At 39.6% G+C, this 25,601-nt stretch carries 22 protein-coding genes, 1 pseudogene and 1 other annotated feature; of the genes and pseudogenes, 11 read left to right on the top strand and 12 right to left on the bottom strand.

What is annotated here, in order from left to right; all coding sequences use genetic code 11:
• Positions 1-156: 156 nt before the first annotated feature.
• Both G6Q48_RS05650 and rnm read right to left on the bottom strand, forming a co-directional pair.
• Positions 157-777, bottom strand: coding sequence for an L-threonylcarbamoyladenylate synthase (locus tag G6Q48_RS05650; RefSeq protein WP_036957701.1), 621 nt, complete (start codon positions 775-777; stop codon positions 157-159).
• A gap of 149 nt (positions 778-926) precedes the next feature.
• Complete coding sequence (rnm, locus tag G6Q48_RS05645) at positions 927-1,799, bottom strand: RNase RNM (protein ID WP_166265040.1); 873 nt, start codon at positions 1,797-1,799, stop codon at positions 927-929.
• Between the two features lie 163 nt (positions 1,800-1,962).
• Positions 1,963-2,064, top strand: a sequence feature (Trp leader region).
• A 26-nt stretch (positions 2,065-2,090) separates the two neighbouring features.
• Between rnm and G6Q48_RS05640 the strand changes: the two genes are divergently transcribed.
• The 6 genes and pseudogenes from G6Q48_RS05640 (at position 2,091) to G6Q48_RS05610 (ending at position 10,978) form a co-directional block, all read left to right on the top strand.
• Positions 2,091-3,665: an anthranilate synthase component 1 gene (locus tag G6Q48_RS05640; RefSeq protein ID WP_166264918.1), complete on the top strand. Its 1,575-nt coding sequence runs from the start codon at positions 2,091-2,093 to the stop codon at positions 3,663-3,665.
• A pseudogene (gene trpD, locus G6Q48_RS22180) lies at positions 3,665-5,299 on the top strand (bifunctional anthranilate synthase glutamate amidotransferase component TrpG/anthranilate phosphoribosyltransferase TrpD). Before G6Q48_RS05640 ends, trpD begins: the two are co-directional and overlap by 1 nt.
• Position 5,300: 1 nt before the next feature.
• On the top strand, positions 5,301-6,677 hold the full coding sequence (trpCF, locus tag G6Q48_RS05625; RefSeq protein ID WP_166264912.1) for a bifunctional indole-3-glycerol-phosphate synthase TrpC/phosphoribosylanthranilate isomerase TrpF: 1,377 nt from the start codon (positions 5,301-5,303) through the stop codon (positions 6,675-6,677).
• A gap of 62 nt (positions 6,678-6,739) precedes the next feature.
• The gene (gene trpB / locus G6Q48_RS05620) at positions 6,740-7,930 is read left to right on the top strand and encodes a tryptophan synthase subunit beta (protein WP_102138632.1); all 1,191 of its coding nucleotides are present in this window, start codon (positions 6,740-6,742) and stop codon (positions 7,928-7,930) included.
• On the top strand, positions 7,930-8,736 hold the full coding sequence (gene trpA / locus G6Q48_RS05615; RefSeq protein WP_166264909.1) for a tryptophan synthase subunit alpha: 807 nt from the start codon (positions 7,930-7,932) through the stop codon (positions 8,734-8,736). The genes trpB and trpA overlap by 1 nt, the downstream gene beginning before the upstream one ends.
• Before the next feature lie 430 nt (positions 8,737-9,166).
• Positions 9,167-10,978, top strand: a complete 1,812-nt coding sequence (locus tag G6Q48_RS05610; protein WP_166264906.1) for a ShlB/FhaC/HecB family hemolysin secretion/activation protein — start codon at positions 9,167-9,169, stop codon at positions 10,976-10,978.
• Positions 10,979-11,277: 299 nt separating this feature from the next.
• Here G6Q48_RS05610 and ompW read toward each other — a convergent pair whose 3' ends face one another.
• On the bottom strand, positions 11,278-11,928 hold the full coding sequence (gene ompW / locus G6Q48_RS05605; RefSeq protein ID WP_166264903.1) for an outer membrane protein OmpW: 651 nt from the start codon (positions 11,926-11,928) through the stop codon (positions 11,278-11,280).
• A gap of 404 nt (positions 11,929-12,332) precedes the next feature.
• Between ompW and G6Q48_RS05600 the strand changes: the two genes are divergently transcribed.
• A complete protein-coding gene (locus G6Q48_RS05600; protein WP_102138636.1) occupies positions 12,333-13,085 on the top strand; it encodes a YciC family protein in 753 nt (250 codons plus the stop codon).
• Between the two features lie 55 nt (positions 13,086-13,140).
• Here G6Q48_RS05600 and G6Q48_RS05595 read toward each other — a convergent pair whose 3' ends face one another.
• Positions 13,141-14,943 (bottom strand): SulP family inorganic anion transporter, encoded by a 1,803-nt coding sequence (locus G6Q48_RS05595; RefSeq protein WP_166264900.1) that lies wholly within the window; start codon positions 14,941-14,943, stop codon positions 13,141-13,143.
• A 225-nt stretch (positions 14,944-15,168) separates the two neighbouring features.
• Here G6Q48_RS05595 and G6Q48_RS05590 point away from each other — a divergent pair, with 225 nt between their 5' ends.
• The gene (locus G6Q48_RS05590) at positions 15,169-15,726 is read left to right on the top strand and encodes a septation protein A (protein ID WP_166264898.1); all 558 of its coding nucleotides are present in this window, start codon (positions 15,169-15,171) and stop codon (positions 15,724-15,726) included.
• A 58-nt stretch (positions 15,727-15,784) separates the two neighbouring features.
• On the opposite strand, the gene G6Q48_RS05585 is transcribed toward G6Q48_RS05590, so the two are convergent.
• Positions 15,785-15,982, bottom strand: a complete 198-nt coding sequence (locus G6Q48_RS05585; RefSeq protein ID WP_004911118.1) for a YqaE/Pmp3 family membrane protein — start codon at positions 15,980-15,982, stop codon at positions 15,785-15,787.
• Between the two features lie 289 nt (positions 15,983-16,271).
• Here G6Q48_RS05585 and yciA point away from each other — a divergent pair, with 289 nt between their 5' ends.
• Positions 16,272-16,706 (top strand): acyl-CoA thioester hydrolase YciA, encoded by a 435-nt coding sequence (gene yciA, locus G6Q48_RS05580; protein ID WP_102138639.1) that lies wholly within the window; start codon positions 16,272-16,274, stop codon positions 16,704-16,706.
• An 82-nt stretch (positions 16,707-16,788) separates the two neighbouring features.
• Here the strand turns inward: yciA and G6Q48_RS05575 are convergent, their stop codons facing one another.
• Positions 16,789-17,508, bottom strand: a complete 720-nt coding sequence (locus tag G6Q48_RS05575; protein WP_166264895.1) for a TonB family protein — start codon at positions 17,506-17,508, stop codon at positions 16,789-16,791.
• Positions 17,509-17,634: 126 nt separating this feature from the next.
• On the bottom strand, positions 17,635-17,808 hold the full coding sequence (locus G6Q48_RS05570) for a YciY family protein (protein WP_004254127.1): 174 nt from the start codon (positions 17,806-17,808) through the stop codon (positions 17,635-17,637).
• 286 nt (positions 17,809-18,094) lie between these two features.
• Between G6Q48_RS05570 and cls the strand changes: the two genes are divergently transcribed.
• Both cls and G6Q48_RS05560 read left to right on the top strand, forming a co-directional pair.
• Positions 18,095-19,555, top strand: coding sequence for a cardiolipin synthase (gene cls, locus G6Q48_RS05565; protein ID WP_166264892.1), 1,461 nt, complete (start codon positions 18,095-18,097; stop codon positions 19,553-19,555).
• Between the two features lie 22 nt (positions 19,556-19,577).
• Positions 19,578-19,910, top strand: coding sequence for an HI1450 family dsDNA-mimic protein (locus G6Q48_RS05560; protein ID WP_166264889.1), 333 nt, complete (start codon positions 19,578-19,580; stop codon positions 19,908-19,910).
• Between the two features lie 76 nt (positions 19,911-19,986).
• Here the strand turns inward: G6Q48_RS05560 and oppF are convergent, their stop codons facing one another.
• From oppF to oppA, 5 genes are all read right to left on the bottom strand, one after another.
• Complete coding sequence (gene oppF / locus G6Q48_RS05555; protein WP_102138643.1) at positions 19,987-20,988, bottom strand: murein tripeptide/oligopeptide ABC transporter ATP binding protein OppF; 1,002 nt, start codon at positions 20,986-20,988, stop codon at positions 19,987-19,989.
• Positions 20,985-21,974 carry an ABC transporter ATP-binding protein gene (locus G6Q48_RS05550; RefSeq protein WP_166264886.1) on the bottom strand — a complete coding sequence of 330 codons (990 nt, stop codon included), beginning with the start codon at positions 21,972-21,974 and terminating at the stop codon, positions 20,985-20,987. Before G6Q48_RS05550 ends, oppF begins: the two co-directional genes overlap by 4 nt.
• A gap of 10 nt (positions 21,975-21,984) precedes the next feature.
• Entirely contained in the window at positions 21,985-22,893 is a 909-nt protein-coding gene (gene oppC / locus G6Q48_RS05545) for an oligopeptide ABC transporter permease OppC (RefSeq protein WP_004911132.1), read from the bottom strand.
• Between the two features lie 14 nt (positions 22,894-22,907).
• The gene (gene oppB, locus G6Q48_RS05540; protein WP_102138645.1) at positions 22,908-23,828 is read right to left on the bottom strand and encodes an oligopeptide ABC transporter permease OppB; all 921 of its coding nucleotides are present in this window, start codon (positions 23,826-23,828) and stop codon (positions 22,908-22,910) included.
• Positions 23,829-23,899: 71 nt separating this feature from the next.
• Entirely contained in the window at positions 23,900-25,540 is a 1,641-nt protein-coding gene (gene oppA, locus G6Q48_RS05535; protein WP_166264883.1) for an oligopeptide ABC transporter substrate-binding protein OppA, read from the bottom strand.
• Between the last annotated feature and the right edge of the window lie 61 nt (positions 25,541-25,601).

Below are 25,601 nucleotides of genomic sequence, written 5' to 3'. Positions count from 1 at the left end.
GCACGTTATTTTTGCCGCACCAAAAAGCAATGAATTTGAAAACCCGCGCATTATACACAGATTTGTCCTGAACCCCTATTACTTATCTGTATATCGCACTTTCAATACTATTTTATTTAATTCAGTACTGAACCTTAGACTTTCCAATAGTGATATTTACTCAAAAGGCGTTGGATCGCCAGTTCCGACTCGTGCTACAACTGGTGTATCATCAGTAAAGTCAATCACCGTTGTGGGTTTTTGCCCAATATAGCCACCGTGGATCACTAAATCGACTTGTTTATCAAGTAAATCGCGAATTTCTTCAGGATCTGATTGCGTGAAATCATCACCGGGCATAATCAAACTCGTTGACATCAACGGTTCACCAACCGCTTCGAGTAAATCTCGCGCAATCGGGTTCGACGGCACACGCAAGCCTATGGTTTTACGTTTTTCATTCATTAAACGCCGCGGAACCTCTTTCGTTGCCCGTAAAATAAAGGTGTAATTACCCGGCGTATTATTTTTAATTAAACGAAAAACGGTATTATCAACATGTGCGTAATTCGATAGCTCAGAGAGATCCCGACACATTAATGTAAAATTATGGTTAGCATCCAGCTGACGGATACGACAGATGCGCTGTAGAGCATCTTTTTCTTCTAAACGACATCCAATGGCGTACCCTGAGTCGGTAGGGTAAACAATCACACCACCTTTATTTAAAATTTCAACACTCTGGCTAATAAGTCTTGCCTGAGGGTTGTCCGGATGGATATAAAAAAACTGGCTCATACATACCTCTAATTTTTGGGTATCGACAGCATCACCCGGCAAAAATACCTATAAATGCTACTATCTCTTAATTCCATGAGATGACCTACTCAGAATAAATCATCACTTATAATAATTATTTTACACCGCATTATTAATACATCAATTGATTAGCTGCTTTTTACTGCATTCCAAAGCGTCCAAACTGCATTATCATCATTAGGTAGCCATAAGTTTCGGCCAAGTTCTATCCAAGAACATGGTCGATGAAAATCTGAACCAACAGATGTATGTAAATTAGCATTGTTGGCTAATTCAGCTAAATATTGCTTTTCATTTGGTGGTTGCTGGCAATGAGAAACTTCCATGGCATCCCCTTCACACTGTTTAAAATGCGCAACCAACCGTTTTAACCATTTATTAGATAGTTGATATTTAGCAGGATGAGCCAATACCGCAACACCGCCTGCCGCATGGATTGCGTCAATGGAGGCTTGAATTGTGCACCACTTCGCAGGGACATATCCTGTTTTCCCTTTTGATAAATAGCGCTTAAACACGTTATTAATCGTTTTTTCTTTACCTATTTGCACTATATATTGTGCAAAATGTGCCCGCGTTACCTGCCCACCACCAGAAATGCGCTGTGCGTTCTCCCACGCATCATCAATGCCTGCTTTTTGTAATCGCCTGCCCATCTCAATACCGCGTTCGAAACGACGCTCAGATTGCTCTTCTAACAATTCAACCATAGCAGGGTGTGACGGAGAAAAATTTAACCCCACAATATGTATTTCAATATTTTCCCAAAGTGTCGAAATTTCAACACCATTGACTAGCTCAATTGGCCTTTCGTTTTCAGTAAGATAGCGGCGAGCCTCAAGTACCCCCTCACAAGTGTCGTGATCGGTAATTGCTAAAATATTAACCCCTTTTTCTATCGCACGTTCGATTAACGCGGCAGGAGTGAGTTCACCATCCGAGGCAGTCGTATGGCTATGCAAATCATAGCGAGTCACTAATGGCGTCGAGGCTGTCGACATATTGATATCTTCTCCAATTTCCATGAAAAACTATTTTTCCTAATAAATTAACAAAGCCCTTGACACAAACAATGCGATCTAGTTAACTAGTACGCAAGATAACCAAGACCAAAAATAATCAGTTTATCCAGTGAGGCATACAATGACTTTATTTAACTTATCAAATCGTTGGTGGCGTGACTTCCCAAATTGGGCGGAAGCCGCACGCGCATAGTTATTGTATGTTTCAGTGCCAAACCCGCCCTTCCTCGGCGGGTTTTTTAATGTCAAAAATTAATGTAAGGCAACAAAATGAACGAACAAAGCACCACATTAGCACATTTTACGTATCTGGATAGCCCAATTAATTATCAGCCTGATCCAACATTATTATTTAATCATCTGTGTCATCAAGTTCCATCAACAATGCTGTTGGAATCCGCTGAAATTAATAATAAAGCTAACTTACAAAGCTTGCTTGTTGTCAACAGCGCACTACGTATTCGTGCTTTTGGTCAAAAAGTTGAAATCGAAGCGTTAACGCCAAATGGTCAGGCTTTATTACCCAAACTATTAGCGCAATTAACAGATTTAATCATGCATCATAGCATGCAAGAAAATAGTTTAACGGTGACGTTCAGCCTACCGGCACAAGATTTAGACGAAGACAGCCGTCTAAAGGCGGCATCTTGTTTGGACGTTTTACGTGCGCTACCCGCTCTCGCGCAAACTTATTCGACAAAGCCTGAAAATCTGTTTGTTGGTGGGTTATTTGCTTATGATTTAGTCGCAAGTTTTGAAGATTTACCCAACGTTAATACCGTTAATCACTGCCCTGACTATTGTTTTTTTGTTGCTGAGCATTATTTAGTGATTGACCATCAAAATCAGGCTGCTCGGCTAAAAAGCAGCTTATTTAGCCAAAATGAGCAAGATGTCGAAACTGTTAAGCAGCGTCACGCACAAATTATTGCTTCGTGTCGGCCATTCTTACCTGCGCTTCCTTTAGCAACTGCGCCCGATTTTGCCGTATCGATAAACAAAAATGACCAAGAATATGGGGATGTTGTTACTTCATTAAAAGAAGCCATATACCGTGGTGATATTTTCCAGGTTGTGCCTTCACGTAAATTTACGATGCCGTGCTCGCATCCGTTGATTGCATACCAAAAGCTCAAAGCACAAAACCCAAGCCCTTATATGTTCTACATGCAAGATGACGCATTCACACTTTTTGGCGCCTCACCTGAAAGCGCACTCAAATATGCGACAGAAAATCGCAAGGTAGAAATTTACCCAATCGCTGGAACTCGCCCTCGAGGCCGTAACGCACAAGGTGAATTAGACCTTGATTTAGATAGCCGAATTGAGCTTTCCATGCGTTCAGATGAAAAAGAGCTTGCTGAACACATTATGTTAGTTGACTTAGCGCGCAACGATTTAGCACGTATCTGTGAAGCGGGTAGCCGCTATGTTGCCAACCTAACTAAAGTTGATCGCTACTCTTTCGTAATGCATTTAGTTTCTCATGTCGTGGGAACATTACGCCAAGATTTAGATGTTTTTCATGCATATCAAGCCTGTATGAATATGGGGACTTTAACGGGGGCACCAAAGGTAAAAGCAATGCAGCTGATTGCGCAATATGAACAAGAGCGCCGCGGGTCATACGGCGGAGCCGTAGGATATTTTCAAGGAAATGGTGATTTTGATACCTGCATCGTTATTCGCTCTGCGTACGTAGAAAATGGCATTGCCACTGTACAAGCTGGAGGTGGCGTCGTTCTAGACTCCATCCCTCAAGCCGAAGCCGATGAGACCCGAAATAAAGCACGTGCTGTGATCCGCGCAATTGCCCAAGCACACCAAGTTAAGGAGTTATTCTAATGGCGAATATTTTACTGCTCGATAACGTTGACTCCTTTACTTATAACCTAGTAGACCAACTGCGTGCAGGTGGCCATAACGTGGTTATTTACCGCAACACCGTCAATGTAGAACATATTTTATCTGTATTAGAACAAATGATTTCACCAATTTTAGTCTTATCGCCTGGTCCAGGAAAACCTAGCGAAGCAGGTTCAATGCCAGAAGTTTTAATGCGAGTAAAAGGCAAAATTCCTGTTATCGGTATTTGTTTAGGCCACCAAGCTATCGTAGAAGCCTATGGTGGGACCGTCTCTGCCGCAGGTGAAATTTTGCATGGTAAGTCATCAATAGCCACACATGATGGTTTAGCCATGTTTAATCATCTTGAAAACCCAATATCAGTGGCTCGTTACCACTCTCTTGTTGGTAGCCAAATTCCTGAAAGCTTGACCATTTGTGCCCAGTCAAATGGCATGGTCATGGCTGTACGTAATGATAGCGATAGAGTTTGTGGATTCCAGTTTCATCCTGAATCCATTTTAACAACGCAAGGCAAACAGTTGTTAGAAAATACCGTGGCATGGGCTCTTTCTACTCCCAATGCAATCGAATCCTCTCATTCGCACTAACGGAATACTAAAGAGCCAATTATGCAAAATATTTATGATAAATTATTTAAAGCGCAACCGCTGACTCAACAAGAAAGCCAGTTCTTGTTTAATGCCATCATTCAAGGTGAATTGACAGAGCCTCAGTTAGCCGCTGTATTAATCAGCATGAAAATGCGTGGTGAACAACCACAAGAAATTGCTGGAGCCGCTCTAGCTTGTTTAGAAAATGCACAACCCTTTCCTCGTCCTGACTACTCATTCAGTGATATTGTTGGCACGGGTGGAGATGGCGCAAATAGTATCAATATTTCAACAGCGAGCGCATTCGTTGCTGCTGAATGTGGTATTAAAGTTGCCAAACACGGTAATCGTAGTGTTTCGAGCCGTTCAGGATCTTCAGATTTACTTGCGGCTTTTGGTATCGCTCTAGATCTCAGTGCACAAAGTGCTCGTGACGCATTAGATGATCTTGGAGTTTGCTTTTTATTTGCACCGCAATATCACAGTGGGTTTCGCCATGCTGCACCTGTACGCACTCAGTTGAAAACCCGAACGTTATTCAATGTATTGGGCCCATTAATTAACCCTGCTCGTCCGCCAATTGCGCTTATCGGTGTTTACCAAGCGTCATTGGTAAAACCGGTGTCTGAAACATTACAGATGCTTGGTTTCACCCGTGCAGCTGTGGTACACAGTGGAGGAATGGATGAGGTTTCATTACATGCAGTCACTCAAGTCGCTGAACTAAAAGATGGTAAAGTACAACATTACCAATTAACTGCAGATGATTTTGGGTTAAAACCGTATCAATTACGTGACTTAGAAGGTGGTACACCAGATGAAAACCGCATATTGCTTAGTCATTTACTTCAAGGCCATGGGCAAGCCGCTCACGAAGCGGCTGTAGCGGCCAATGTTGCCATGTTGATGCGTATTAATGGCCATGAAGACTTAAAACAGAACAGCGAACACGCACTCGCAATTATTCGTAGCGGTAAAGCATTTGATCGCGTTACAGCACTCGCGGCAAGGAAACAATAAAATGAAAGCGACAGTCTTACAAAAAATTGTTGATGATAAAGTTGACTATTTAATCGAACGCAAAGGCAAACAACCGTTAGAGAGCTTTATTGCTGATATTCAGCCTAGTCAGCGTAGTTTTTATCTCGCACTAAGCGCAAAACGCCCTGTTTTTATTTTAGAGTGCAAAAAAGCCTCTCCTTCAAAAGGGTTGATTCGTGCTGACTTCGACCCTGCAATGATAGCTAAAACTTATGCGCCCTACGCATCTGCGATTTCTGTTCTTACTGATGAAAAATATTTTCAAGGGAAAATGGATTACTTAACGATTGTCAGTAATACCGTAAAGCAACCTGTGTTATGCAAAGATTTTATCATTGACCCATACCAAATCTACCTTGCACGTTACTACCAAGCGGATGCTATCTTACTGATGTTATCTGTCTTAAATGATGATGAATATATAGCATTAGCTGAAGTTGCTCATCAACTTAGTATGGGAATATTAACGGAAGTCAGTAATGAGGAAGAATTAGAGAGAGCTATTCGGTTAAAAGCTAAGGTTGTTGGCATCAATAACCGCGATTTACGTGATCTTTCTATTGATTTAAATCGAACTCGTAAACTCGCCCCCCGCTTAGCGGAGGGTACCATTGTGATCAGTGAGTCAGGTATTCATCAGCATCAACATATTCAGTCGCTAAGACAATTTGCGAATGGTTTTTTAATTGGTAGTGCATTAATGGAGCAAGCTGACCTAGATAAAGCCATTCGAAGCTTGTTAGTAGGAGAACATAAAGTCTGTGGTTTAACCCGCGAACAAGACGCAAAAGCCGCATTTGAAGCAGGAGCACACTACGGCGGGTTGATTTTTGCTGAAACCTCCCCCCGAAAAGTGACGTTGTCACAGGCGCAAAATATCATCCATGCCGCGCCGTTAAAATATGTCGGTGTTTTCCGCAATCAATCTGCCGATTTTGTTGCCCATATCGCCAAACAGCTTGCTTTATCTGCTGTGCAATTACATGGTGAAGAAGATGCTTCTTATATCAATACGTTAAGAACATTTCTACCAAGCTACTGTGAAGTTTGGAAAGCACTCGATATGTCACGAACGACTTTAAATGACTACGACACACAAGGTATTGATGTGTTACTGCTGGATAATGGCTCCGGTGGAACTGGCAAAACCTTCGATTGGTCAGCAACCCCCTCGTTCACAACACAGAAATTAATGATAGCGGGCGGGCTTACCCCTGATAACTGCCTAGACGCGGCAAAGTTACTGTGCAACGGATTAGACTTTAATTCAGGGGTTGAAATTGAACCTGGTATAAAAAGCGAACAAAAAATAAATTTGGTGTTGTCAGCGTTGTTAGCCGAATCAACGGCTCACTAATACACAACGAAAGATAAAACTCCAACACCAATTAATGTAACTGATAAAATGGACAATCGATAATGAGCAAATTAGATCCGTATTTTGGCGAGTTTGGTGGACAATATGTCCCAGAAATTCTTATTCCCGCATTAAACCAATTAGAAGATGCGTTTATCGACGCACAAAATGATGCTGAATTTATTCGTGAGTTTCACGACTTGCTAAAAAACTATGCAGGTCGCCCGACTGCACTCACGTTATGTCAAAATTTAACGGCAGGTACAAAAACAAAACTCTATTTAAAACGTGAAGATTTATTACATGGCGGCGCCCATAAGACAAACCAAGTATTAGGCCAAGCACTACTGGCTAAGCGAATGGGGAAAAGCGAAATTATTGCAGAAACTGGCGCTGGGCAACATGGGGTTGCAACAGCGCTTGCTTGTGCATTATTGAACATGAAATGCCGTATCTATATGGGCGCAAAAGATGTTGAACGCCAATCTCCCAACGTATTTCGTATGAAATTGATGGGCGCTGAAGTCATTCCTGTTCACAGTGGCTCAGCAACCTTGAAAGATGCCTGTAATGAAGCATTGAGGGACTGGTCTGGCAGCTATGATAAAGCACACTATTTATTAGGGACAGCGGCGGGTCCTCACCCATATCCAACAATTGTACGTGAATTCCAACGCATGATTGGTGACGAAGCAAAACAACAGATTCTCGAAAAAGAAGGCCGTTTACCCGATGCGGTAGTTGCATGCATCGGTGGCGGTTCAAACGCAATAGGCTTATTTGCCTCTTTTATTCCAGAAGAAAATGTGAAATTAATTGGTGTTGAACCTGCAGGATTAGGGATTGAATCAGGGCAACATGGCGCTCCATTAAAACATGGTCGTGTAGGGATTTATTTTGGTATGAAATCACCGATGATGCAAACCAGTGAGGGTCAAATTGAAGAGTCGTATTCCATCTCTGCAGGATTAGATTTTCCTTCCGTTGGGCCTCAGCATGCCCATTTAAACAGTATTGGTCGCGCAGAATATGTTTCCATAACCGATGATGAAGCCTTAAATGCGTTTAAATTATTATCACGTAAGGAAGGGATTATTCCTGCGCTAGAATCATCTCATGCTCTCGCTTATGCATTAAAAATGGCGGAGAAAGAACCGAATAAAGAACAGTTATTAATCGTCAATTTGTCTGGCCGTGGTGATAAAGATATTTTTACAGTACATGATATTTTAGCCAGCAAAGGAGAAATCTAATGGAACGCTACACCCAACTTTTTGAACTTTTAGCTCAGAACCACCAAGGCGCATTTGTTCCATTTGTCACTTTAGGTGACCCGGATGCTGAATTATCATTAAAAATTGTCGATGCCTTGATTGCTGGTGGTGCTGATGCATTAGAGATTGGTATTCCTTTTTCCGATCCACTGGCAGATGGCCCAACTATCCAAAATGCGAATTTACGTGCATTTAAAAGTGAAATCACCCCGACAATTTGTTTCGAATTACTCAGCCGCATTAGAGAAAAACACCCTACTATTCCTATCGGGTTATTAGTATATGCAAATCTAGTATTTACCAATGGCATCGAAAATTTTTATATTCGCTGCGAAAAAGCAGGCGTTGACTCGGTATTAGTTGCAGATGTTCCTATGTCTGAATCACAGCCATTTCGTGAAGCTGCACGAGCTCACAACATTGCGCCTATTTTTATTTGTCCACCAAATGCTAGTGATGAGCTACTTCAACAAATTGGAAAATATAGCCAAGGTTATACATATTTAGTATCACGTGCAGGTGTGACCGGCACAGAAAAACGTGCTGAAACGCCATTGGCCCATTTATTGAGTGAATTAAACCAATATAGCGCAGCTCCCGCCCTACAAGGCTTTGGAATATCAGAGCCTGAACAGGTAAAAGAGGCGATTAAAAATGGTGCAGCTGGTGCAATATCAGGTTCTGCGGTAGTTAAAATTATTGAAAATAATCTTAGTCGCCCTGACATCATGCTTAATTTATTAACTGAGTTTGTTGTAAAAATGAAAGCAGCAACACAAAAATAGATAAAGAATAAATAGTAATCAAGCCATATTTAAAATTAATGGCTTGATTGCTTCAAAACATTTTTATAAAGAGATAAAATGACAAGTTCATTTTTCACACAATCACTTCTTAACTTAAATTCCCTTACATATATTTACATACTCTAAATAACCGTAATTTATTTTTCATTATAATTACTAGCTCACTCAATCATAAAAAAAACTTACCAAATCAAGCTTTATTCAAAGTAGTGGCTACGCATTACCACTTTGATAATTACCCTTACCAAAACCATAGCAGAGTAAATATTACCCATTGATATCATTTATTATTTTATAATCAAACGTATAAATAGCTATATATATAGCAATATAGGTGCTTTACTCTTATTTTATACAGATAGAGCAACCTTAACAACGGGCATTCCTATTGTTGCAGCTGGTGATATTCTTGGCTACAACGTTTCAAATGGCCAAATCACGATTAACAACCGTCTACAGTCAGACTCACCAACAGATATCATCGCTCGTTCGGCAGTTATTCGTGGAAATATTACAGCTAAAGAAATTAATGTTATTACTGGTAATAACTTTGTTGATGCAGATGCAACTAACTTTATTATCTTTTCCATTATACGTATCAGGTAATACTGCACAAATCATTGATCAACAGATCAATAATCAAGCAACACAAGATAGATCTCGTCAGCAACAAACACAATTAGAAACTAAAGACGTTTTAGGTAAAAACAGAGAACAAGCAAACAATATTTTAGTTTTTGATGATGAGAAAGACTGCTTTGAAATGAAACGAGTTATTTTGCTTTCCGAGCCAAAGTTCCCATCAATGCGACCTTTAGAGACATATGCAAATCAAGTCGTTGGTGTTTGTATTGGTATTAACGGTGTAGAAACACTCGCTAAAGGCCTACAGGATAAAATAATTAAGTCAGGCTATGTAACAACTCGGGTTAATATTCCTGAACAAAACATTAGCGATGGTACGTTAACTTTGCAAATAATCCCTGGTAAGGTCGCTAACGTGAAATTAACGGAAGGCAGTGATACCTATATTACTTTAGGAGCAATCATACCTGCTAGAGAAGGCGATATCCTAAACATTCGCGATATTGAACAAGGTTTAGAAAACCTTGAGCGTATACCTGGAGCCAAAGTCAATATCGAGCTAGCGCCAGGTAAAGAATTCTCAACTTCAGATATTTCAATCCAAAGGGAAAAGTCACCTCACTTTAACACTGGTGGTTACTATAATAACTCAGGCAGCCGGCAAACGGGTAAAGACCAAGTTGGCGTTACCCTTTATGGAAACAACCTAACAAGCTTAAATGATACTATATATGTATCAGTGGGTAAAAATTTAAAGAACCAAGCACGCAATAGTAGTAATGCTGCGATTTATTATTCAGTTCCTTATAACTATTGGCTTTTCTCTCTCTATGCTAGCAAAAGTGAATATAAACAAACCATTAATGATACTATTGCTAGTTATAAGTACTATGGTGATAGTAAATATTATAATACGACAGCAAGTAATGTATTTTTACGTGGACAAACTTATAAAGATACCGCATCTATTCAACTAATTAAGCGTAAATCAAAATATAAATTAGAAGATATCACCTTACTTTCACAACAACGCGACTTAACCAGTCTGAAGCTTGGCGTTAGCCACCGACAGAATATTGATAACTCAACTGTTGACGCTTCAATTTACTATCAACGTAACGTACCTTGGTTTGGAGCCGACGAAAGCTGGGATATGAAATACGGTGATGTCAGCACCATGGGGCGACTATTCACTCTCGATGTTTCAGGAATGCTCCCTTTTGCGTTCAATGATTTTGTGATGAGTTATAACCCACAATTATTTGTACAATATTCACGAGACCGTTTAACCATCCAAGATCAATTCTCGTTAGGTAACCGTTGGACTGTACGTGGTTTTGATGAAGAGTTTTCACTAATCGGAGATAAGGGGTTTTATTTACGAAATGAATTTAACTTTTATATCCCTGGCTTCTCCTTTTATCCCTACTACGCACTTGACTATGGCCGAATATTTGGAGGTGTTTATCCACTAGGCCTCTATTCTGATGACCAATTATTAGGTACGGCTATAGGCATGAGAGGTAATGCTAATATATTCAGTTATGACTTATTTCTAGGTGTACCACTTTATAAGCCGGATGAATATGAAACTAGCAGTGTCAATGCTGGGTTAAACGTGCAATGGTTTTGGTAATTTAATATTGCAAATTTGAATAATATCTTAAAGCTGAATATGCTCCTGTATTCGGCTTTTTTATTTCAAGGTAATTAGTCTCAATATTTTATTTAATTTTTATTAATCAACCTAAATAGTGACAACCAATAAATACCTTTACTTTATTATCACTCTATAACACTAATTAATATATTATAAATATATGTTCAAGCTTAATAGTAATTGAAAAATCCGAGAATACGAATATTCTCGGATTTCCTACTTCTCTCTAATCCTTCAGAATTCAGGTAGTACCTGTATTGCGTCCTATCAAATTCTTAGAAACGGTAACCCGCACCAAACATAAATACAAATGGGTCTAAACGCGTATCAACTTTATATTGCTTTCCATCTTGCTTAAATTTTACATCACTCTCAATATTCATCCACCAAAGAGAGGCATTTAACATCCAATTATCAGTTAACATGTAATCCATACCTGCTTGTGCTGCAAAGCCCCATGAGCTTGATAAATCTAGATCAGATAAGCCAGCAGCTTTCCCTGTTGAGTTAAATTTCTCATCAAAGAAGAAGGTATAGTTAACACCAGCACCTAAATAAGGACGTAATTTATCTTCTTTACTACCAAAATAATACTGTGCCATTAATGTTGGTGGTAGATGTTTTACCGTTGCAATATTACCTGTAGGGCCTGTACCAACTTTGTGTTCAAACGGAGTTGCTGCTAATAATTCAACACCGATATTATCAGTAATCATATACCCAAAAGTTAAACCTAATTGAGTATTATTATTAGCGCCAAAGGTACCCAAATTACCTAAAGCATCCGTTTTAACATCATCACCTCCGACATTAGGTCTGACTGTTGCAGTACCCGCGCGGAAAAGAAAGTCGCCAGCTTCATGAGCAATAGAAACTGCTGGAGCTAAAGTTGCAGCAGCTAATACAAGCGCAGTGAGTTTTTTCATTATCAATCCCATTCCTATGTTTTTATTTTAGGAAAATATACCGTATTATTTAAATTGATGTTCAAATCAAGATCACATCTTTTACTAATTTATAGGTAAACCAATAAATATGGATTTATTATTCCATTTATTGTTTTTTTATTTTTGATTTAAATCAATTTTTATAAAGTAACTAACAAAATAAAAATTTGATTTCTAAATATAAATATTTATTTCAATATTTAAACATGCATAAAAAATACAATTTATATAAGCTCATTTTTTTAGTTAATTAAATTCGAGCATCATGAACAATATATTTTTCTTAACCTCCCGATTTTTATTATCTTTCTCTACCTCTAGGCGAGATACTCAGTTACAATTAGATTAAAATTTTGATCACGTTAGTAGATAGGAGCAGTGTCATGTCCATTTCGGCCAACTCACTCATTAGTGATAGTATCAATTTCTTTAAAAATCAATTGAGTGGCCTCCTCACCATTGTGCTCTTAGCCACCGTGGTAAGCCTTGTCATTTATGCGATGATGATCCCCAATGAACAGATGATAGGTGTTCTTGCACAAGCACAGAGTAAGATGATTGAGTCTGGTAATACGGGCTTACAAGACTGGATCCTAAGTCTATCTGAAGAAGATAAAAGCAGTATTTTGCGTGTTTCTTTTGGTTTGATTCTTTCCGTTACTCTTGGCAGCTTGCTCCTTATTTGTGGCACATTATCCTATATCTCGGGGATGTCACGTGGCGAAGATATGACAGGTCTTCAAGCGATAACATCATCACTGAACAAAGCACCTTCTATGTTTCTTCTGTTGGTTGTGTGCTCACTGCTGATCCAATTAGGCATCACAATTATGGTTCTACCCGGCATTGTTCTCGCCATTGGGTTTTCCTTAGCGCCAGCAATTTTAATAACAGAAAGTACCAACTCCTTCAGTGCGATGGGAAAAAGCTGGAAATTGGCCTATGCAAACTGGCGTGTTGTCTTACCGATGATTTTAATTTGGATGGCAGCTCAAATGCTTATCAGTGTGCTATTGGGTAACCTTAATATGAATCATATCCTTATTAATGGCATCTCTTTTTTACTCAATAATGTTGTAGCCGCATTCGCTTTAATTTACTTTTATCGTTTATATATGTTGATCACTAAAAATTAATATAATTAAGTAAAATAGAAAGGTATCAAAAGATACCTTTCTATTTACGTTATTTTTAAGAGTTATCTGAGTAAGTATCCGTTGGTGTAATTCGATTCTCACAATCATGCTCTAATATACCTGAATCCCTTTGGCTCTCTTGTGCTTTTCTTTCTTCAACACATTTCATTTGGATCTGTTGCTTACTTTGAATTAAACGAATTGCAAAATAAATATCAGGTACCACTAATAGGTCATCATCTGAACGATTAATTTTATTTTGTTCTAACCAACGATTAAGCGAGGTTCTCCGACCCGCTAATACCAAAGTTACCCCTTTCGCCTTCAAAGATGTCACAATGTCATTCAATGTGGAAAATACGCTCACATCATTATGCGTAAAGCTGACGGCAGCATCCACAATCACCCAAGCCGGCCTCTTCCGTTGATTATCTAAATGTTTATTTAACCGCTCTTTAAAGTAATTCACATTGAAATAGGTGAGTGGAGAATTGAAACGATAAATAAGGACTCCATCAACTTCTTGAATATCATTTTCTGATGTCATCGAATGCAACATACCGTGTTCATCTACGCCTAATAGTTGGTCTGTCGGCCTAAATATGACCCGGACAAACTGCAATAAACCCAATAGAACCGCTAAGCCTACACCACTGATCAAGCCAACAACCAGCACTGCACATAATGTGAAAACACATAAGAAAAAAGCTTCTCTATTGCGTTTACGCATCGAAAAAATACTACGGAAACTGAGTAAGGAATAAGTAGATATAATTAAAACCATCCCTAAAGCAGGCATAGGGATATATTCCAATAAATTTATGGAGAAAAGTAAAACAGCTAAGATAGTTACCGCAGCAACAAGGGAAACTAATTGCGTTTTCCCCCCCATCATGTCATTAACCGCAGTGCGGCTACTCGCAGCACTAACCGCGAACCCCTGGCCAAAAGCAGAAGCAATATTTGCCATCCCTAACGCTCTTAATTCTTGATCTGCATCGACGGTATAACCATTTTTGCTCGCAAAACTGCGAGCCGTCATCATAAAACTGACAAAACTAATCACGGCTAAGTTTAATGATGGAATAACAAGGTCTCGGAGTAAACTTGGTGGAAAATCAGGCATTGGTATATGCGGGAGCCCTTCACCTAAATCCCCAACGGTGCTAATACCATATTGCTCAAGATTAAATAAAATACTCGCTGCTGTTGCCAAAACCATTGCAATTAATAAAGATGGCCACTTACTGCGCACTCGCTTAATCACTAAGGTAATTACCAATGTTACAATAGCAACTAATAATGTCGGAATATGTGTTTCCACTAACGCTAATGGAAAAGCTATTAATCGCTCAATAAACCCTGAAGGCAAGGTCGTAATACCAAATACTTTACTAATTTGACTAACGATGATCGTGAGGGCGACCCCATTTAGTAAGCCTTGCAATATTGGTCTAGATAAAAAATCTGCGAAAGTCCCCAAACGAAATCTTGCTGCAATCAAACACCAAACCCCGGTCATAAAGCTCATGACGATAATCAGCTGCCAACGAACAGTTTCATCCCCCATTGCGAGTGGAGCGACAGCGGCTGCAATCACCGCGCATGTTGCAGCATCAGGCCCAATAATTAATTGTTTCGACGTGCCAAATAACGCATAGAACAACATGGGTAAAATACATGAATACAATCCAACAATTGCATTCACCCCCATTAATTCGGCATAGGCAATAGCAACAGGTAAAGCAACCGCAGCGACAGACAACCCTGCTTTAACATCAGGGCCTAAGTCAGCACGTTGATAGTTAAACAGTGTTTTTAAACCTGGCATCCAGACAAATAGCCTTGCCTTTATCATGGGGGAAAAGTACCTATAAATTAGTAAGTTAAATTATTTTCTATACTATATATATCCGAACTAATAAAGTTTATCTAGAAGTAAGTCAAATTATCGTAAAATAGTGCAAATATGATTGGTAACAAAGCATGTTTATTGGTAAAAAGGTGCAAACTTTTAACAATTGATGCCAAAATCGGTTAAACTAGGCTATTACCTTTACGTTGAGGCGCTGCATTCACTGTTATGAAACAACTTATTGATTTTATTCCTTTGGTAATCTTCTTTATTGTCTATAAAAGATACGATATTTTCTATGCGAGTGGTGCATTAATGGTGACCACCCCTTTAGCATTATTAGCAACTTATCTTATCTATAAGAAGGTTGAAAAAGTTGCAAAAATTACCTGTGCAATCGTGATGGGCTTTGCTGCCTTAACGCTTATTTTCCATAGTGATGCATTTATTAAGTGGAAAGTCACTATTATCTATGCTGCATTCGCTGGCGCACTACTCTTCAGCCAATGGTTTACTGAGAAGCCTTTAATTCAGCGAATGTTAGGCAGTAACCAAGAAATAAAATTAGCCGATAGTTATTGGACCAAACTCAATAGTGCATGGGCTATTTTCTTTATTTTCTGCGCATTGCTGAATATTTACGTTGCTTTTTGGATGGCTCAAGATATCTGGGTCAATTTCAAAGTCTTTGGTCTGACAGCAGGAACACTAATATTTACAGTATTGAGTGTGGTCTATATTTTTAAAAATATGGTTAAAGAGCCTGCAGAAAATCACGAAGAATAATTTAAAATAGCGTCAAAAACCTGCTAATTGCATATCCATTAGCAGGTTTTTTTATATGTTAATAGCGTTTGTCACCAAATGCTTTTTCAATCTTTTTATCTGTATTGTACTGTGATAGCGCATATACCGACCAAATAGCGGCAGGTAACCAACCAATAAGCGTAATTTGTAAGATTAAGCAAATGATCCCAGCAAAAGGACGCCCTATCGTAAAAAATTGCAACCAAGGTAATAATATTGCCAATAACAATCTCATTTCATACCTCTAAGTAAATAAATAAATTTCATACTATTGAGTATAGCCAATTCAATCAATTGACTAAATATAAAAAACACTTCTTGCTGTTTCTTTGCAAAAATTGATTTTCTTTCCAAATTTAGACGTCGTTTATTAATAATGAGTATCATATTTATCTTATTTTTGCAGCAATTCAATTAAATAGCTATTATCAATCAATAACTGAGTGGTTCCAGTTTACTATTGCATATGTAATTTGTTATAAATGCAAAATCAAAAGTAATAACCCTTTTAATACGAGTCAGATATGCAATTGCCGAACGGTGAGTTAGTTTTACGTACATTAGCCATGCCTGCAGATACTAATGCAAATGGTGATATTTTTGGCGGCTGGTTGATGTCACAAATGGATATAGGTGGCGCTATCTTAGCAAAAGAAATTGCGCTAGGGCGTGTGGTCACTGTGGCGGTAAACGGCATTAAATTTCAAAAACCCGTTGCCGTAGGCGATGTTGTTTGTTGTTATGCACGCTGTCTAAAAACAGGGAAAAGCTCAATTACCATTAATATTGAGGTTTGGGTAAAAAAAGTCGCAACGGAGCCTGTTGGCCAACGTTATCGTGCAACTGATGCAGTATTCACCTATGTTGCCGTTAATGACGATAGCACCCCACGTTCATTACCCAAAGAAAAACAACATTTTCAGTTAGCAAGTTCAGATCAAAAAACTAACGAAGCATAAGTTTTCTACTCCACTCATTATGTAAAAAACAAAAAGCACCATCATCGCTGTGGTGCTTTTTTGTACAGCCCAATAATATCCATTAGACTTGACTAACAGTGCCATCCAATTTGAAATAAATTTCAGTCACGTAGCCTTTTGCGGGTTGCTTTTCAAAAGTCCAACGGTTCATTGCGCGTTTTACGTCTCGCTCAAATAGCCCTTTAGGTGTAGCTTCAACAAATTCAATATTTGTCACTCGGCCATCATCATTGATATCATAGCGAACTTTCACATACCCTTCTTTACCTAAACGACGCGCACGTTCTGAATAAGCAGGAGCTTGTTTATGCAGAGCCCTAGGGCCACCTTTCTTAGTCGATTGACTATTACTTGCCCCTGTATTGTTTGCAGTCTTTATTGGGCTATTATTCGTTTTCGGTGCAATGACGTCTGATTTAAGATTATTCATCGCCAATTGCTTCTCAACTGGCTTAACATCTTCTTTAATTTTTTTCTTTTCTTCCTGTTTTGGCTTAGGCTTTTTCTTCACCTCAGGCTTTTTCTTAGGTAATGCAATGACGGGTTCAACTACCGGTTCGGGTTCGGGCTCTATAACGGGCTCTGGTTCGGGCTCTACCGGTGTTTCAACCTGCTCAACGGGCTCAGAAGCAGGCTCAGGGGCGGCAAAAGCAACCATAGCAATCGTCAATGGTTCAGGGTCTCTGACCAAGTTAGGTTGATTAAAAATCCATGCCATTGCAAGACCCGCATGAATAGATAATGAAACGACGATAATTAAAGTCCAACGCATCCAACGCATATGCAATTTCTACCCTACACCTGTCAACCAAAAAGAATATGACTGATAGTTTAAATGCAAATAGCAATCATATTCAATAAGGTTTGTCATACAAAGTGAAAAATGTGAGTGTACGCTGTAATAACCTTACTCAATCCATTGGGTAAAAAGCAGGGAATGTCGACGATGGTAAATGTCAATTTTACGCATTGCATAGATGCGCATGTTCCGCCTTGAGTGCCCTTCTAACCAGCGTCTACGGCGACGTAGGGATTGTCTTAACATACGCCAACGCCCTACTTCATGCCTACTACGTCTCATTTAATTGTGTCCTTTTATCGTCTAAAAATTATTAGAAAAAAATATTATATTCCTTTGAAAAAAAGAACCAAGAGGAACTTTTTATGTCATTTCAGTGCACCACTTTTAATTTCATGATGATAAGATCAACTAATAAAACTATTTTTCCTAACAAATTACGCTATTTCACGAAGCTTTTACTGCAGAATTTTGCTAAATTCTATTAAGTTGATATTTTGCTAACAGTTTTTTAGCTAAACTATCTTTTTTTGAACCTTTTTCTTATCAGTGAGGCATCTGACCCGTTATGGCAACCGTCTATACACTTATGAGTTGGCTTCTGTTCTTCCTATATTGGCTAATTATTGCAGCAATTACAGTTCGCATTTTAGTCAAAAGAAGGCCTGTCACCTCAGCCATGACATGGCTCCTGATTATTTATATCCTGCCATTGGTCGGAATTATTGCATATGTCGCCTTCGGTGAGCTTCATCTTGGTAAACGTCGAGTCGATAAAGCTCATGACATGTGGCCATCTGTAGCCACATGGTTAGAAAATCTGCGAAATTCAAAACATATCTTTGCCACTGATAACAGCCCTGTTGCTGAACCATTATTTCAGTTAATTGAAAAACGCCAAGGTATCGCGGGGGTTAAAGGTAACAGAATTCAACTTCTGACCACATGTGAAGATTCATTAAAAGCAATTGTCAATGATATCAATAATGCTCAGCACTCAATTGAAATGGTATTCTATATTTGGCAGCCTGGTGGTTTAGTCGATGGAGTTACCGAAGCCTTACTAAATGCCGCTAAACGCGGTGTTAAGTGCCGAATTATGGTGGACTCTGCGGGAAGTTGGCATTTTTTCCGTAGCGATTACCCTGAAAAAATGCGTGCTGCCGGTATTGAATTTGTAGAGTCATTAAAAGTTAATTTGATGCGTTTCTTCTTGCGTCGTATGGATTTACGTCAACACCGTAAAATAGTCGTTATCGATAACTATATTTCATATACTGGTAGTATGAATATGGTTGACCCCCGTTATTTTAAGCAAGATTCAGGGGTTGGCGAATGGGTTGATATTTTAGTGCGTATGGAAGGCCCTGTGAGTACCACATTAGGCATTGTGTATGCTTTTGACTGGGAAATGGAAACTGGCCAACGCGTACTTCCACCACCGCCTGATAGTAATATTATGCCTTTTGAACAGGCTAATGGGCATACAACACAAATTATCGCCTCAGGCCCGGGTTTCCCTGATGAGTTGATTCAACAGTCGCTGATGACCGCGATGTTCTCTGCACGCAAACAACTGATCATGACTACCCCTTATTTTGTGCCTAGCGATGACCTATTGCATGCAATTTGTACAGCAGCAATGCGGGGTGTAGATGTCAGCATTATTATGCCAAGGCAGAATGACTCATTCCTTGTCCGCTGGGCAAGTCGTTCATTTTACAGTGAATTATTAGCTGCTGGCGTTAAGATTTACCAATTTGAAGATGGCTTATTGCACACCAAGAGCGTATTAGTCGATGGCGAGCTCAGCCTTGTCGGTTCAGTCAATCTTGACATGCGAAGTTTATGGCTCAATTTTGAAATCACCGTGGTCATTGATGATAAAAGTTTTGGTAGCGATCTCACGCTAGTTCAGTATGATTATATTGCACGTTCAACGCGTTTAGAAATCGAAGAGTGGGAACAACGCCCGTTCTGGAACCGTGTCGTTGAGCGCATTTGTTATTTCTTTAGTCCATTGTTATAAATTAAGTTTATTAGGAAAGGTCATGACCAAAATACAAAATACATCTTTAATCGATGAAGACGACATCATTGAAATGGCTTATGACCTTTTTCTTGACGGGGCAATGGAGAATCTAGAGCCCGCTGACCAATTAATTTTTGCTTTGCAGTTTGAAGAGCTAGGCGCCGCAGAAATTGTGCCTTTTAGTCATAACTGGCAAGATATTATTAATGATAACATTGAATTAGAGCAACTAAGTGAAGTCGTTATCGGCTTAGCTCAAAGCCCGGATGCCGAATTAGACGATATTTTTGCTCGCGTATTGATTAGCCGCCACCCTTCCAAACCGTTTCACCATATTTTGTGGAAGAAATAATCGATTAAAAGGGACATTTTGTCCCTTTTAGATTAATTAAAGTAAAAGCCCTCTTTTGACCATCATGAGAAAACCATTACAGTGGATCAATTTTCAAACAAGACACCGCATGTTTGAAACTCCCTTCTAATAATGGCCTTGTTTTTGCACACTCTTCATCTGCTAATGGGCAACGGGTTCTAAATACGCAACCTGAAGGCGGGTTAATTGGCGATGGCAATTCACCTTCTAAAAGCTCTATCACCTTATTTTTTTCTTTATCGGGATCAGGAACTGGAACCGCAGACATCAATGCACGCGTATAAGGATGTAAGGGATTATTGTATACCTCATCATAGGTACCAAGCTCCACCGCATGCCCCAAATACATCACTAAGACACGGTCAGAAATATGCTTAACCACCGCCAAATCATGTGCGATAAATATCAGTGATAGCTTCATTTCACGTTGTAATTCTTGGAGTAAATTAACAACTTGCGCTTGAATTGACACGTCTAATGCAGAAACTGGCTCATCGCAAATCACAAGTTTTGGTTCTAAAATCAATGCTCTTGCGATACCAATGCGCTGGCATTGCCCTCCCGAAAATTCGTGGGGATAGCGGTTAATCAAGTTTGGTAATAACCCAACCCGCATCATCATTTTTTTCACTTTTTCTGTGATTTGTGATGGTGACATTTTAGGATGATAGGTTTTCAATGGCTCGGCAATAATATCGCCGATGGTCATTCGCGGGTTAAGTGAAGCCAAAGGATCTTGGAAAATCATTTGGATATCACTGCGAATGCTACGCCATTCTTTGTCAGTTTTACCTAACAAGTTCTGCCCAAGCCAACTTACTGTGCCATCTGTCGCTTTGACTAACCCAATGAGTGCACGAGCAAAAGTGGATTTACCACACCCGGATTCCCCGACTACCCCTAATGTTTCGCCTTCATATAAACGCAGTGTTACGCCATCTACCGCTTTAAGACTTTTGTTTGGTTGCCAAAACCACTGTTTTTTATCTCGGATCTCAAAGTGGACTTTAAGGTCATTCACTTCGAGTAAAACTGGCCTATTTTCATGGGTACTCATACCAATTCCTCCAGTGGCTTAAAGCAGGCACGTAACCGCGTTTGACCAAATGTGGTTAATGCAGGTTCTTGGTCAACACATTGCTGAACTGCATATTGGCAACGAGGTGAAAATGGGCAGCCTTTGGGTAAACGTAATAAATTAGGCGGATTGCCGGGAATGGTTGCTAAACTCTCGTCATCACCATCAAGGCGTGGAACCGCAGCTAATAAGCCAAGTGAATATGGGTGAGATGGATGATAAAAGATATCCTTCGCAGTACCGTACTCCATCGTACGTCCTGCATACATCACTAGAACTTTATCACATACCCCTGCGACGACCCCAAGGTCGTGGGTGATCAAAATAATTGCAGTATCAAACTCTTGTTTTAACTCATTGAGCAACGTCATAATTTGCGCTTGTACTGTCACATCAAGTGCGGTTGTGGGTTCGTCAGCAATTAACAGCTTTGGTTGGCATAACAGTGCCATTGCAATCATGACTCGTTGTCTCATTCCTCCTGAAAATTCATGTGGATACATATTCATCCGCTTACGTGCTTCCGGCATTTTAACGGCATCTAACATCCGAACGGATTCTTCGAAAGCCTCCCTTTTACTCATACCTTTATGTAGCATGAGAACTTCCGATAATTGAGTACCAATTTTCAAATAAGGATTCAATGATGTCATTGGGTCTTGGAAAATCATGGAAATCTCTTCCGCCCGCATACGGTTTAATTCTTTTTCTCTTAGATTCAAAATCTCACGCTCATTAAACATGGCAGAGCCATTAATTTTGCCATTTTTGGCAAGCAAGCCCATTAGTGCGAAAGCGGTTTGTGATTTTCCTGAACCTGATTCGCCTACTATTCCAAGCGTTTCCCCCGCACTTAATTCAAAGTTCAATTTATTTACAGCGGTAACATCACCATCTTGGGTCGCGAATGTCACACTGAGATCTTTCACAGATAACAGAGGGCTTTTCATTGGGTTATTTAACATATTATTCCCTCTAGCGATCTTTCGGGTCGAGCGCATCACGCAGCCCGTCACCGATAAAGTTAAAACAAAATAGCGTGATGACTAAGAAACCAGCTGGTATCAGTAGTAACCAAGGCGTCACTTCCATTGAGTTCGCCCCATCACTTAATAACGCCCCCCAACTACTTAACGGTTCTTGTGTCCCTAAACCTAAAAAGCTTAAGAATGATTCAAACAAAATCATACTTGGAACTAATAATGAGGCGTAAACGACTACTACACCTAAAACGTTAGGAACAATATGTCGTAGAATAATCTGCCGTGTACTCACACCACAAACAAGCGCTGCTTCAATAAATTCTTTACGTTTTAATCCAAGTGTTTGCCCGCGAACAATACGCGCCATATCCAACCATGACACCATTCCTATCGCCACAAAAATCAATAAGATATTGGTACCAAATAAGGTGACTAACAGGATCACAAAAAACATAAATGGAAAGGAGTTTAAAATTTCTAATATACGCATCATGATGGAATCCACTTTTCCACCTACGTAACCAGCTAATGAGCCGTACAGTGTGCCTACCACAACTGCGACTAACGCAGCGGCAACCCCCACCATTAAGGAAATTCGCCCACCGATCGCAACACGCACTAATAGATCTCGGCCTGAAGCATCTGTACCAAAATAATGTCCAGTTGCCATATCAGGTGGCATTGACATCATTTCCCAATCGGTGTCGTCGTACAAAAAAGGCGACAACATGGGCGCAAAAATGACAAATAAAGTAATTAAGAACAACACACATAAGCTAAAAATTGCTGCACGGTTGTGCATAAAACGGCGCCTAGCATCTTGCCATAAACTGCGCCCTTCAATATCGAGCTGCTCTGAAAAGTTCGCCAGAGCTTCACTATTTTTTTGGTTCGATAGCATCGTGTTTCTCCGACTTAGTAACGAATTTTAGGGTCAATAACGGCATACAAAACATCGACAATCGCATTAAATGCAATTGTCAGTACCCCAACTAAAATTGTTAAGCTCAATACCAGCGAATAATCACGATTAAGTGCACCGTTAACAAAGAGTTGACCGATCCCCGGTAACCCAAAAATGGTTTCAATGACCATTGACCCAGTAATGATCCCTACAAAAGCAGGCCCCATATAGGAAAGCACAGGAAGCAACGCAGGTTTAAGGGCATGGCGTAAAATGATGGTTCTTAGTGGTAATCCTTTTGCACGGGCAGTACGAATGAAGTTTGAATGCATAATTTCAATCATCGAGCCACGTGTAATACGGGAAATACTCGCGATATACGCTAATGAAAGCGCAACCATGGGCAGAACCATATGTTTTAGGTTCCCGCCATCCCAGCCACCACCAGGGAACCATTTCAAGTGAATGGCAAAAATTAGCACCAATAACGGCGCTACAACAAAGCTTGGGATAACAACCCCCGTCATGGCAAACCCCATGACTGTAAAGTCCCATTTGGTATTTTGGTTGAGTGCGGCTATCACCCCTGCGGATACCCCAAATAACACAGCAACAATAAATGCAGTAGCCCCTAATTTTGCAGAGACAGGGAATGCTTTAGCCACTAAATCATTAACACTGTAGTCCTTGTATTTAAATGATGGGCCAAAGTCACCCTTGGAAAGCTGAATTAAATAATTAAAATACTGCTTATACATAGGGTCATTTAAATGATATTTCGCTTCAATATTTGCCATTACTTCCGGTGGCAATTTCCGCTCGCCAGTGAATGGGCTCCCTGGAGCTAATCGCATCATAAAAAATGAAATGGTAATCAGAACCAAAAGAGTCGGAATGGCTTCTAACAACCGACGAAAAATAAATTTCAACATCGCTCTTTCCTACTTCTATTGCCTAAATAGGCGAATATCTGGCTCCAATAAATGGAGCCAGAGCAACTATATTAGTGTTTAATAATATATAAATCTTTAGTATGCAGATTATCTAATGGGTCTTTGCCACTATAGCCACCCACATAAGGTTTCACTAAACGCGTATTAACATAGTAGTAAAGCGGAACAACCCCTGAGTCTTTATCGAGTAATTTTTCAGCTTGTTGATAGAGTTCTGCTCGTTCTTCATCTGTTTTGACTTGCAATGTTTTCTTCATCACCGCATCAAAATCTGTATTTTTATAGTGAACGGTATTATTACTGCTGTAGGAAAGTAACATATTGAGGAAGGATGAAGGCTCGTTATAGTCCGCACACCACCCCGCGCGTGCAACATCATAGTTGCCTTGATGTCGGCTATCTAAGAATGTTTTCCACTCTTGGTTTTCTAATTTCACTTCCGCACCAATATTTTTCTTCCACATAGAAGACGCTGCAATCGCAATACGCTTATGTAAGTCTGAGGTGTTATATAATAAATTGAATTTTAGAGGATTCCCTTTGTTATATCCCGCTTCTTCTAGCAACTGTTTCGCTTTTTCATTACGCTGCTCTTGGGTCATATTCGCGTACCAATCTGGTTTTTCTGTTTTCATTCCGCTGGTAAATGGTGGAGTGAAACCATACGCAGGAATATCCCCTTGAGCTTTAACTTTATACGTAATTGTGTCTCTATCCATAGATAGCTTTAACGCTTCACGTACACGAGGGTCGTTAAATGGGGGTTTTTCATTATTAATCTCATAATAATAAGTACACAAATATGGACTTACCCGTAACTCATTCGGCATATTTTTCTGCAAACTTTTGAACTGTTCGATAGGTAAGTTACTGTATGTCATATCAATTTCACCACTACGGTAGCGGTTAACATCTGTAACTTCTGAGGAAATCGGTAAAAAAGTCACTTGGTCAATAATGGTATTCGCATTATCCCAATAGCTTGGGCTTCGCTCTAATACAATGCGCTCATTAACTGTCCAATCCTTCAATTTATATGCCCCATTACCCACAAAATTCTGTGGCTGCGTCCACTTAGCACCATGTTGTTCAATAGTTTTTTTATTTACTGGGGACATAGATGAGTGAGCTAATAATTTAGGGATATAAGGAACAGCTTCACTCAGTGTAATAACTAGGGTTTTGTCATCGAGAGCTTTAATACCAAGTTCTTCAGGTTTTTTCTTTCCAGAGATAACATCGTCAATATTATTGATATGGGCATATTGTAAATAACTCGCATAAGGTGATGCAGTATCAGGATCAGCCAATCGTCGCCAGCTATACACAAAATCTTCGGCTGTGACAGGGTCACCATTAGACCATTTAGCACCTTCGCGAATTTTAAATGTCCATTCTGTAAAATCTTTATTTTCCCAGCTTGTTGCTGAACCAGGTAAAATTTCACCATCAGGCCCCACAATTGTGATCCCTTCAAAAAGGTCTCTCGCTAAAGCAGATTCCGGCACCCCTTCAATTTTATGTGGATCTAATGACTGAGGTTCTGAGCCATTATTACGAACCATTAACTGTTTTTCAGCCAGTTCAACACCTGCGGGAACCGTTGCTGCAAAACTTGTTGCTATAGAGCCCATTGCTAACCCAGCCGTTACGCTAAGCGCAATAATCGATTTATTGATTAATTTACTCATCTTATCGGTTACTCCCATACATAATTATTATGATTGTGTGTTGATATATGTTCACCCAGTA

The organism is Providencia sp. M-27 (assembly GCF_011077905.1).
Classification (GTDB): Bacteria; Pseudomonadota; Gammaproteobacteria; order Enterobacterales; family Enterobacteriaceae; genus Providencia; species Providencia huaxiensis.
This window is presented reverse-complemented; position numbering and strand designations above follow the sequence as displayed.